The sequence below is a fragment of the Rheinheimera sp. genome, assembly GCF_965283995.1.
GTDB lineage: Bacteria > Pseudomonadota > Gammaproteobacteria > Enterobacterales > Alteromonadaceae > Pararheinheimera.
Genome location: NZ_CBDIQG010000001.1, coordinates 3,880,780 through 3,892,700 on the forward strand (window position 1 = coordinate 3,880,780; position 11,921 = coordinate 3,892,700).

Here is an 11,921-nt window from a genome sequence, read left to right on the forward strand (position 1 = left end):
CACTTTTGTGGCCGGGAAGGCAGAAATTAATTCGCCCGCGGGCTTTGACGGGCAAGCAGCAAAGAGATCATTTATGTCAGCATTAAGCAAAGTTTTAGAGTTACATCCGGACCGTCTGTTTGCCGCCGATCCGCTGCAGCGGGATATCGCCCGGCGTTTGTATGCGCGGATTAAAGATTTGCCAATCGTCAGTCCACACGGTCACACCGACCCACGTTGGTTTGCTGATAACCAGAACTGGGACAATGCCACCAGTTTGCTGCTGCTGCCCGATCACTATGTGTTCCGCATGCTGTACAGCCAGGGCATCACGCTGGAACAACTCGGTATTCGTCGTCGGGATGGCGTTGCCGTCGAAACCGACTACCGCAAAATTTTCCATATTTTTGCTGCGCACTACCATCTGTTCCGTGGCACGCCGTCACGGATGTGGCTGGATTCGGTGTTCCATGATGTATTTGGCCTGCGTGAAAGCCTGACCCCGGCCACCGCTGACCTGTATTACGATCACATCAACGCCGCACTCGCCACTGAAGCTTTTAAACCGCGTGCACTGTTGGACCGTTTTAATATCGAAGTGATTGCCACTACCGAAGGTGCGCTGAACGATTTAAAACATCACGCCAAACTCAAAGGCACTGGTTTTGAAAAACGCGTGATCACCACATTCCGCCCTGATGATGTGGTCGATGCTGACCGAGCTGATTTTGCGGCCAATGTGCAGAAACTCGGTGACATCACCGGTGAAAATACAACGACATGGCAAGGCTATTTGCAGGCGCTGCGTATCCGTCGGGCCTATTTCCGCGACCATGGTGCTACCGCCACAGATCACGGTCACCCAACCGCCAATACCGCCGATTTACCATTGGCTGAAGCCGAAGCGTTATTTTCCCGCTGTTTAGCCGGTGCCAGCGCTGCCGACGCAGAGCTGTTCTGTGGCCAGATGCTGACCGAAATGGCCGGCATGAGCCTCGAAGATGGCATGACGATGCAAATTCACCCGGGCGCACACCGTAACCATAACGCGGTGATTTTTGAACGCTTTGGGCCGGACAAAGGCGCTGATATTCCAAGCCCGACTGAATATGTGCAGGCACTGAAGCCTTTACTGCAGAAATACGGCAACGAAGCCCGGCTGAACATCATTCTGTTTACGCTCGATGAAACCACCTACGCCCGTGAACTGGCTCCGCTGGCCGGGCATTATCCAGCGCTGAAACTGGGTCCGGCCTGGTGGTTCCATGATTCGCCGGAAGGCATGCTGCGCTTCCGGCATCAGGTCACTGAGACGGCCGGTTTCTACAACACTTGTGGTTTTAACGACGACACCCGCGCCTTTTTATCCATTCCGGCGCGGCATGACGTGGCACGGCGCATCGATTGCCGCTTCCTGGCGCAGCTGGTGGCAGAACACCGTCTGAACGAAGACGAAGCGCATGAACTGGCGTATGACCTGACTTACCGTCTGGCCAAGCAGGCTTATCAGTTATGAATCGTTTAAGTCTCAGCACTGCCGGCGCGTTATTGCCGGTCTATTTACAACCGCAAGGCGACAACCCGCAGATTGGCATCGTGCATTTGGGCCCGGGCGCGTTTTTCCGTGGTCATCAGGCGTTTTATACCGATGCGGCGATGGCTAAAGCCGGTGGCGACTGGCGGATTTGTGCCGTGTCGATGCGCAGCAAAGATGTGGCAGAAGCGCTCAATCCACAAGATGGACTTTATGCCCTGGCGCAAATGGAACAGGACAGCCACTTATCGCTGATCGGCAGTATTGCTGAAGTGCTGGTGGCGCCGCTGGATTACCTCAAAGTACAGGCGCGCTTAACGGCACCAAGCTGTAAATACGTGACGATGACCATCACTGAAAAAGGTTATTGCCTGAATAACAGTGGCGAGCTCGATTTAACCCACGCCGATATCGCCGCCGATTTGCAGTTACCGGATGCGGTCTCACAGGCAAAATCAGCCATCGGTTTGCTGACGCAGGCATTGTGGTTACGTCATCAGGCCGGTTTGCCGCTGCTGACGCTGATGAGCTGTGACAACCTGACCGACAATGGCCATAAGTTAAAAGCCGCAGTACGCTGTTTCGCCGCAAATGCCACTGTTTTTGCTAAAGATGTCGACTTTTTACTGCAACTTACTGAGTTGATTTGCCCTTGTTCGATGGTCGACAGCATCACGCCGGCCACCGACGATGCGCTACGCAATCTGGTTGCGACCCGGCTTGGTCTGCAGGACGCCTGGCCGGTGAAACGCGAAGCGTTTTGTCAGTGGGTGGTCGAGGATATTTTACCGGCCGACCAGCCGGCCTGGCGCGACGTTGGCGTTGTGTTCACCAAAGACGTTACCGCCTTTGAAAAAGCCAAGTTGCGCTTGTTAAACGCGCCGCATTCGACGCTGGCTTATCTCGGTTCTTTACTGGGAATTGAGACGGTATTTGATGCGATGGCGCATCCGCAGCTGAGTCAGCTGGTACGACAGCTGGTCGAGAGCGAAATTCTGCCGTCGGTGCCGCTGGTCGATGGGCTGAATTTGGCGCAGTACAGCGAGGATATTTTCCGCCGTTTTGAAAACCCGTCGGTGCGGCATTTACTGGCGCAAATTGCCTGGGACGGCTCGCAAAAGCTGCAAATGCGCTTGTTGCCAGTGCTCCGTGACAACCTGGCAGACGGCCGCTCTGTGCAGTTATTGGCACTGGCGATTGCCAGCTGGTTGCAGTTTATTCGCTTACGTGCCGCGCAGGCGGCCGAGCTGGGTGAACAGGCGCCGGCGCTGGTGGACCCGTTAGCACCGCTGTTACTGGCCACGGCCGCGCAGTGTACCGGCGATGCCCGGATCGATGTGCCGCTGTGGCTGGCGCTCGACAGTATTTTTTCGACGGATCTGGTCACTCACACGGCGTTTGTCTCCGCGTTATGGCAGGCCTACCAGCAGCTGAGCCCAATCCTGGCGGGCGGTCCCACTGATTTATCGCAGTTTTTATCCGGAGTTGATGCATGAAGGCCTTATCGACCTTGTTAAACGGCAGTCCGCTGCTGCCCATTATTCAGACCGAACAGCCGGAACAGGCCGTTGCGATCGCCCGTGCTATGCGCGATGGCGGTGTCAAAGCGGTCGAAGTGGTGCTGCGCACCCCTAAAGCACTGGCCGCGATTTCAGCGATCCGCGCAGCGTTGCCAGACCTATTGGTCGGCGCCGGTACTGTATTAAACGCAGAGCAGGCGCAAGCTTGTAGCTGGGCCGGCGCGCAGTTTCTGGTCAGCCCGGCCGCTACGCCGAAGTTGCTGGAAGCGATGTTATCAACCGGCCTGCCGTTAGCGCCTGGTGTGCAGACTGTCACCGAAATGGCGGCCGCCCATGAGCTGGGGTTGACCGAGCTGAAGTTTTTCCCGGCACATTTAAGTGGCGGCCCGGCCTTGCTGAACGCAGTGCGTACTATTCTGCCAAAAGTGCAGTTCTGCCCGACCGGCGGTATCGGCATCAATAATCTGGCGGATTATCTGGCGCTGCCCAACGTGTTTGTCGTTGGTGGTAGCTGGTTGACTCCGGCCGCAGCATTGCAAAACGCCGACTACGACGCCGTGCGCCTGTTGACTGAACAGTCGCTGCAAATTGCTGCGACTGTGCTGGCAGATAAACAGCTGCTGGCAGACAAACAACAAACCCAGCAGTTAAAAAAATCAGCCTGACAGGAGCCTGCTCATGGCCACAACCCAGATAAACCCGCGCGTGGTGATTTTCGGCGAATGCATGGTCGAGCTGTATCAGCTGGTCGAAAACGTCTATCACCAGAATTTTGCCGGCGATGTGTTTAACACCGCCGTTTACCTCAAACGGGTCAATCCGGCGCTGCAGGTCGACTTTTTCTCGGCCATTGGCACCGATCTCATCAGCGACAAGCTGCTTGCTGCCGTCGAAGCAGAAAAACTCGGTAGCAGCCTGTTGCTGCGCAGCAAAACTGCGCGCCCTGGCCTTTACATGATTAACACCGACGCCTTTGGCGAGCGCAGCTTCGTGTACTGGCGAGATAGTTCGGCCGCCAAACAGACGCTGCAGCTGTTCCGCGCGCGGCAGGACAGCTCGCCGCTGACCAGCGCGGACTGGTTCTATTTCTCCGGCATTAGCCTGGCGATTTTATCGGACGCTGATCGGGAAGATTTGTTTACCCTGATCGCCGAATTAAAAGCAGCCGGCGTCAAAATTGGTTTTGACCCGAACTACCGTCCGGTGCTGTGGCAAAGCGTGCAGCAATGCCGCGATGCATTCTGCCGGGCTTATGCGCTGTCAGACATCGCGCTGCCGGGCCTGGATGACCACAAAGTGCTGTTTAACGCGCAAAGCTGCGACGATGTGATCACGCAGTTAAAAGCGCTCGGCACTGCAGAAATTGTGGTGAAAAACGGCAAAGAAGGCGCAGTGGTGTTTGCCGGCGGTGAACGGTTTGTCATGCCAGCGGTGACGGTGAAAAAAGTAGTGGATACCACGGCAGCCGGCGATTCCTTTAATGGCGGTTATCTGGCGGCGCGTCTGGCTGGACAATCTCCACAAGCGGCAGCACAACTGGCAGCGGCGCTGGCAGCCTTTGTTGTTGAGCATACCGGCGCTATCGTCAGCATGGATAATTTCCGCGCTTTTAAAGCGCATTACAGTTTGTAATGCGCTGAGTTAAAACAAGAGCTGCGTCAAACGCCGCCAGTTTTCTGCAACCACGGACACAGTACGATTTACTCTTTAAAAAGGAACTGTGTATGTCTGAGTTAGCTTTGTTGTTTCCCACTGCCGCGCAAGTCGCGGCTGAATTCCCGGCGCCGGTTTATCTGGCGCAGCGTCACTATCTGATTGATGGTGAATTGTGTCATTGGTCCGGCGAACTGGCGGAAGTATTCAGTCCGGTACAGATCCGTGATGATGCCACCGGCCAAATCGCGCCGGTGCGCCTCGGTGCAACGCCTTTGCTGGATAGCGCAGCAGCGCTGACGGCGCTCGATGCGGCGGTAAGGGCCTATGATTTGGGTCGTGGTGAATGGCCGACAATGCCTTTGTTGCAGCGCATTCGTCACGTCGAACAATTCCTTGCGGCGATGGCAGAAAAACGCGCTGACGTGGTGCGTCTGCTGATGTGGGAGATTGGTAAAAATGCTGCCGATGCGGCAAAAGAATTTGACCGCACCTGCGACTATATTCGCGACACTATTCAGGCGCTGAAACAGCAAGACCGTGCCGACAGCCATTTTATCACCGAGCAGGGTGTGCTCGGCAAAATCCGCCGCGTGCCACTCGGTGTCGCGCTCTGTATGGGGCCGTTTAACTATCCGCTGAATGAAACTTTCACCACGCTGATCCCGGCGCTGATGATGGGCAACACTGTGGTATTTAAACCGGCGAAATACGGCGTGCTGTTGATTGAACCCTTGCTGGAAGCCTTTCGCGCTAGTTTCCCGGCCGGTGTCATTAACGTGATTTATGGTCGTGGCCGCGAAACGGTCGGTGCGCTGATGCAAAGTGGCAAAGTCGATGTGCTGGCATTTATCGGCACCAACAAAGGCGCCAGCGATTTAAAACGGCTGCATCCGAAGCCGCACCGGCTCAAAGCGGTGCTCGGCCTTGATGCGAAAAACCCGGCCATTGTGCTGCCTTGTGCCGACCTTCCTGCCACCGCTAAAGAAGTCATCGCCGGTGCCTTAGCCTTTAATGGCCAGCGTTGTACCGCGCTGAAAATTATCTTTGTGCCACGGGCACAGGCTGCTGCGTTGTTACCGCTGCTGGCGGCGCAAATTGACGCATTGAAGCTGGCGATGCCGTGGCAGGCTGGCGCGCAAATCACGCCGTTGCCGGAGCCAGGCAAAACCGATGCGATGGCGGCGCTGATTGCGGATGCCCGCGATCATGGTGCGCAAGTGGTCAATAGTGGTGGCGGCGACTTTGCCGGCAGTTTGATGCGTCCGGCTTTGTTGTATCCGGTGTCGCCACAGATGCGGCTGTATCAAGAAGAGCAATTCGGGCCTTTGGTGCCGGTAGTGCCTTATGACGATATCAGCGAAGTGATTGATTATGTCATTCACAGCAACTTTGGCCAGCAATTAAGTATTTTCGGCACCGATGGCCGCGCAATTGGCCCATTAGTCGACATCTTTGCCAATCAGGTTGGCCGGATCAATATCAACAGCCAGTGTCAGCGCAGCCCCGACAGTTTTCCTTTTACCGGTCGTAAAGATTCGGCGGAAGGGACTTTGTCAGTGCAGGACGCTTTACACCAGTTTTCGATCCCAACGCTGGTGGCGACCAAAGGCAATGAAGCCGGCATCAACTTAGTGCGCGATATGGTGCAGCAACGCGATTCAGCGTTTCTGGCCACGGACTTTTTGTTTTAAGTTTGTTTATTTTCTTAAATTTGCCACCGGTGGCGAGCGCCGGTAAAGCATAAAAAATTGCAGAAAAGTAAGCATCACACCCGTGCAGTTGCCTGTCGCACGGCTGTGGGCATTCGCAGGAAGTAGAAAGAAAAAATAATATAAATCAACAAGAAAGGACGACAGGGTATGACACAACATAAAAATACAACGGGAAAACCACAATTCATATGTCAGGCACTCAGCCATGCGATCTGGCTGGGGCTTGGTCTGATCGCTGCGCCTGCTCTGGCACAACAAACGGCAGCAGAGCCTGCCGCCGACACAACTGCCAAAACAGCCAGCAGCAAAGCCAAGGCCGAAGAGATTGAAGTGATTGAAGTCTCGGGCTTTCGCGGTAGCTTAAACGTCGCTTTAGCGGCCAAACGCGAAGCAGTCGGTAGCAAAGAAACCATTCTGGCCGAAGACTTAGGCAAGTTTCCGGACTTAAATATCGCCGACAGCTTAGCGCGCGTGCCGGGCATCGCGATTGAGCAAGATGCCGGTGAAGGCCGCCAAATCAGCTTGCGTGGTCTTGGTGCCACTTTTGTCAAAACCACGATCAATGGCATGGAGTCGGCGTCGGCCGGTGCTGCCACCGATGCGTCGGGCGGCGCCAATAAAAGCCGGGCCTTTGATTTTAACGTGTTTGCCTCAGAGTTATTCACCCAGATTGATGTGAACAAAACCGCCGCTGCCGAGCTTGAAGACGGCGGCATTTCCGGCAACGTCAACCTGCAAACTGCCCGACCATTTCAGTATCAGGACGACAAGTTCGCCTACAACCTGAACGCGCGCTACAACGATGTGGCGTCCGAAGTCACGCCGCGCGCCTCACTGATGTTCAGCAAAAACTGGGACAATACTTTTGGGGTGTTGTTATCCGCCGCCTACTCGGAAGGTTTGGTGCAAAGTGAAGGCGCCACCACAGTGCGCTGGAGCGTGAACAATCCGTCATGGAAAACCGGCAACGCCGCCAACAAACTGACTGCCGCGCCGGTCACGCAGTTAGATCCAAAAGGCGTTTACACCAACGCCAATATGGAAGGCTTGTGGATCCCACGCATTCCGCGTTATTCGATTTTCAACAAGCAGCAAGACCGGCTGGGCTTAACGGCGGCGGCGCAATATCGACCACACGACAATCTGTTGCTGAACTTTGACCTGTTACACGCCAAGCTCGACAGCACCATGGACGAGTTCCAGTACTCTGCGTTGCTGCGCGGCAACGTCTCGAGCAAAACCAAAATTTTTGCCGAAAACCTGGTCACAGACGCTAATAACACTGTTGTTGCCGGCACTTTATCCGGCGTGCCGATCCGCTCCGAAGCGCGGCAGGACGTGTCGACTTCAGATTTTAATCAGGCCACTTTCTCCGGTGACTGGCAGATCAGCGATGCTTTGCAGATGACTTTCCTTGCCGGGATCGGCAAATCTGATTTGGACATCCCGTATCAGCGCACATTTGCGCTCGATGCGAATAACTCTACCTTTGCTTATAGCTATGACAGCAGCATCGACCCTGTCAGCCTGATTGGGACCAAAGGCACCGGGTTTGGTAGCGGCACGATGAATATGGATATGCCGGCTTTTGCTTTTGCGCCGGGGCAAGCATTTGGCAAAACTTATACACAGGCCGAATTACAGGCGCTGATGCAAAATCCAGATTTATACAAAGTAGGCCTGGTTCGCAACAGAAACCAGCAAATTAACAGCGAAAACACCAATTTTAGCGTCAATTTCAAATATGAGCTGAATGACGAACTGACGCTGAAGTGGGGTCTGAATCAGCGCGAATTTACCACCTACAACGCGCAATATGACAATGCCTGGAAAGTGCTGAATACCACCACCAACAAAACCAGCGGTGACGCGGCTGAGTCACTGGTGCTGGGTTTACCGGCCGCACGCATCGCAGGTAGCTTGTATGGTATTTCACTCGATGCGGCTGGACAGCATTTTGGTAAAGCAGCTGACGTGCCAGGCAATTCCACGTTAACTGCAGGCAGCTGGCTGACCACCGACTACCAAAAAGTGATGGCGGCGTTTTCCGGTGAAAGCTTTTTCGAAGCCAAGCAGCGTTACAACGCGACCTATGACATCGAAGAGAAAGTGACAGGCGCTTTTGTCCAGCTTGATTTCCGTTATGAACTGGGCGGGCGCGAACTGCGCGGCAATATTGGTGGCCGTTATCTCGATAACAGCAATACCTCCGGCATTGTGAATCTGGACCATATTTACGCCGACGGTTATACCGCTGGCCGTGGCGCTGGTGCAGCTTTTGCTTCAGGTCATGACTGGCGTTACACCGAAAGTAATGGCAAAGATTTCCTGCCAAGTTTAAACCTGGCCTATGACCTCAGCGAAACACTGGTCGGTCGTTTGAGTTTATCGCGGGCTATTACCCGGCCAGCCATTGCTGATTTGGCCTCGGCGATTAAAGTAAACACGCCGGACGACAAAGACCCGACCGCGACTATTGAAATGGGCGCCGGCCCAACGCTGCGGCCTTATGAATCCGATCAGGTCGACCTGGCATTAGAATGGTATTTTGACGATGAGGCTTTACTGGCGCTGTCGGTGTTTTACAAAGACATCACCGGCCTTAGTAAAGGTTCACGGCAGGAAGTGTTAGATGCCGACCAGTTGAAAAACCTCGGTATCGACTTGGGCGCGCGCGACCCGGCCACTGTCACCTGGGATGTGACGCAGCTGCTCAATACGCCAGCCGAAGGCGTGCGTGGTGTGGAACTGATTTATCAACAGCCGTTTAGCTTCCTGCCAGAGCCATGGAACCGCTTTGGTGTGACGTCGAACCTGACCTGGATTGATTATGACCGCGACATTGCCGATCCGATGAGCAAAACCGTGATCAGTTTACTGGCGGAAGAAACATCGCGACTGAACTACAACTGGACGCTGTACTACGAGCACAATGATTTCAGTGCGCGGCTGTCGTATAACTTCCGTGAACGTTACATCAAAGAGTATCTGGATAAATACAAAGACGAAGGTAACTGGGGCCGTGGTTATGAAGACAAAGGTCAGCTGAATCTTTCGTCGCGCTACAAAATCAACGACAACCTGTCAGTGAGCTTTGAAGCCATTAACTTAACCAATGCGGCGACTGAGCAATGGAGCGATGTGTATACGTCCAGACCAGTGGAATATCTGTTAACCGGCCGGCAGTATCTGGTTGGGATCCGGGGGAATTTCTGATGGTTAAAGCAGTTCCGGGAGCCACGGATCTGGCGATGCTGATCGCTGGGTTGTTGTTGCTACCCGGACTGTTGCCAGGGGCAGATGCGGCAGAGGCGCTTACCGCCTCTGCCGGCGAGACGGATCTGTGGCAACAGCCGGGTGCGATGTCAGCAGACTGGCAGGCCTATCAGCAACAGTCTGCGGCCGATGCGACCAGGTTGCAGCAACAGCTACAGACCGAATTGGCGGCAGCAAAACTGACGGCGCCATTACCGGCCCTGAAGGCAAAAAACTTTGGCCTCAATGGCATCGATAACCCGGCAGCGTTAAACGCGGTACTGAGCTATCAGACCGTGCTGGGCGGCTGGAGCAAACGCACCGATATGCAGCAAGTGCGCAAGCCCGGCCAGCTGGCGGGGTCTGAGCCGGCCTATATTCCGACCTTTGACAATGGCGCCACCAGCACACAAATGCGCTGGTTGGCGGCTTATTATCTGCAGGCATCAGCCGTGGAGCAGGCCAAAATCCGCACCGCGCTGACGCAGGCCGTGCAATTTGTGCTGCGGGCGCAATATCCAAACGGCGGCTTTCCACAGTCTTACCCGCTACGCGGCGGTTACCACGATGCGGTCACGCTAAACGACAACGTGATGACGGACTTGCTGAACCTGCTGTGGGATCTCGCCAATCAGCCTGATTATCAATGGCTGGCAGCTGATTTGCGCGCCAGCGCACAGGCGGGTTTTGCCAAAGGCGTAGCCTGGTTGGTGTCCGCGCAGGTAGTGGTCGATGGCAAACGCACCGTCTGGACGGCGCAGCATCATCCGCTGACTGGCGCACCGGTGGCGGCGCGCAAGTTCGAACAAATCAGTCTGGTCAGCAGCGAAAGCGCTGCCGTGTTGCAGTTGCTGCTGGATAAAGCCCTGGATAAAGCACGGGAGCAAAAGCCGAGCAGTCCGGGGGTTTTGCCGGCGCTATGCAGCGGTATTGCCTGGCTGCAACAGCATCAGATCCGCGACAAAGTCTGGCAACGGCATGACACCGGGTCAAAGCTGGTCGAGAAAAAAGGTGCGCAGATCTGGGCGCGGTTTTACAGCCTGCCGCAGCAACAACCAGTGTTTTTTGACCGTGACGGCCAGGTGTACAGCGACGTGAATCAGCTGTCACTGGAACGCCAGCAAGGCTATGGCTGGTATCAAACCAATGCCAAAGGCGTGCTGAAAGCCTGGCGGAAAAAGCCGGAACTGGCCGCACAGTGTGGACAGATTGGGGGCAAATAAGATGAAGCTGTATTTATCAGGCTTCATCGCCTGTCTCGCACTGCCGTTGCTGGCAGTCGCGATGCCGCAGCCGCCGGCCGTTAATCCGCTACCGCTAGGCGCTGGCGTGCGCACTGCCGATCCTTCGGCGCATGTCTGGCCGGACGGTCAGTTATGGCTGTATACCTCGCATGATCAGGAATGCCAGCAGGATTTTCATATGAAAGACTGGCTGGTGTTTTCCACTAAAGATCTGGAAAGCTGGACCTCACACGGCGTGGCCTTAGCGGTTGACCAGCTGAGCTGGGCCGATGACTACGCCTGGGCGCCTGATGCCGCCTATCGCAATGGCAAATATTATTTAATTTTCCCAGCCGGTACCGGCGTGAAAAACCGGCAAGACCCAAGCAAAAGCACCAAGTGGATGGGCATTGGCGTGGCAGTCAGTGATAAACCACAAGGCCCGTTTAAAGACGCGATTGGTGGCCCGCTGTGGCGCACGCCATATGCCAATGATCCAGCGCTGTTTATTGACGATGACGGCACGCCCTGGCTGTATTTCCACGGCAAAGACTTTGATTATTATGTGGTAAAACTCAATGACGACCTGACCGCAGTGGCCGGTGACTTTATCAAAATGGATATGGGCGGTTTTGAACCGAAAATGGAAGGGCCTTGGGTATTTAAGCGCAACGGCCTGTACTACTTCACCATGCCGGAGCAGAACCGCGACCTGGCCTATTACACGGCAACGTCACCAACCGGGCCCTGGTTGTATCGCGGGATTTTTATGCCGCGCGATGGTGAGCAGAATAATCATCACTCCATCGTGCAGTATCAGGGGCAATGGCTGCTGTTTTATCACCGCTGGCTGGAAACCCCGGGCTGCGAACGCAAACAGCGCCATATCGCGGCTGAAGTGCTGACATTTGCTGCCGACGGCAGCATCCGGTCGGTGCAGCGCAGCCAGATTAGCAGCACCAGCCGCCAGACTGCAGAGGCAAAATCCAACTAAATTCAGCGGCCCGGCAGAAAAGCCGGGTTGTTTTGGCTATGCTGAGGC

Annotated in this window: 8 protein-coding genes; all 8 read left to right on the forward strand. The window is 55.1% G+C overall.

Going from position 1 to position 11,921, the window contains the following annotated elements; genetic code table 11:
* The first annotated feature begins 73 nt into the window (after positions 1–73).
* The 8 genes from uxaC to ACQ66Q_RS17415 all read left to right on the forward strand — a co-directional run bounded on the left by uxaC (position 74) and on the right by ACQ66Q_RS17415 (position 11,873).
* Entirely contained in the window at positions 74–1,495 is a 1,422-nt protein-coding gene (gene uxaC, locus ACQ66Q_RS17380; protein WP_430457949.1) for a glucuronate isomerase, read from the forward strand.
* A complete protein-coding gene (locus tag ACQ66Q_RS17385; protein ID WP_430457950.1) occupies positions 1,492–3,009 on the forward strand; it encodes a mannitol dehydrogenase family protein in 1,518 nt (505 codons plus the stop codon). The genes uxaC and ACQ66Q_RS17385 overlap by 4 nt, the downstream gene beginning before the upstream one ends.
* A complete protein-coding gene (locus tag ACQ66Q_RS17390; protein ID WP_430457951.1) occupies positions 3,006–3,698 on the forward strand; it encodes a bifunctional 4-hydroxy-2-oxoglutarate aldolase/2-dehydro-3-deoxy-phosphogluconate aldolase in 693 nt (230 codons plus the stop codon). The genes ACQ66Q_RS17385 and ACQ66Q_RS17390 overlap by 4 nt, the downstream gene beginning before the upstream one ends.
* 13 nt (positions 3,699–3,711) lie before the next feature.
* Positions 3,712–4,665 carry a sugar kinase gene (locus ACQ66Q_RS17395; RefSeq protein ID WP_430457952.1) on the forward strand — a complete coding sequence of 318 codons (954 nt, stop codon included), beginning with the start codon at positions 3,712–3,714 and terminating at the stop codon, positions 4,663–4,665.
* A gap of 92 nt (positions 4,666–4,757) precedes the next feature.
* Positions 4,758–6,380, forward strand: a complete 1,623-nt coding sequence (locus tag ACQ66Q_RS17400; protein ID WP_430457953.1) for an aldehyde dehydrogenase family protein — start codon at positions 4,758–4,760, stop codon at positions 6,378–6,380.
* A 168-nt stretch (positions 6,381–6,548) separates the two neighbouring features.
* A complete protein-coding gene (locus tag ACQ66Q_RS17405; protein WP_430457954.1) occupies positions 6,549–9,617 on the forward strand; it encodes a TonB-dependent receptor in 3,069 nt (1,022 codons plus the stop codon).
* Positions 9,617–10,879 carry a pectate lyase gene (gene pelA / locus ACQ66Q_RS17410; RefSeq protein ID WP_430457955.1) on the forward strand — a complete coding sequence of 421 codons (1,263 nt, stop codon included), beginning with the start codon at positions 9,617–9,619 and terminating at the stop codon, positions 10,877–10,879. Before ACQ66Q_RS17405 ends, pelA begins: the two co-directional genes overlap by 1 nt.
* A 1-nt stretch (position 10,880) precedes the next feature.
* Positions 10,881–11,873, forward strand: coding sequence for a family 43 glycosylhydrolase (locus ACQ66Q_RS17415; RefSeq protein ID WP_430457956.1), 993 nt, complete (start codon positions 10,881–10,883; stop codon positions 11,871–11,873).
* Positions 11,874–11,921: the final 48 nt, after the last annotated feature.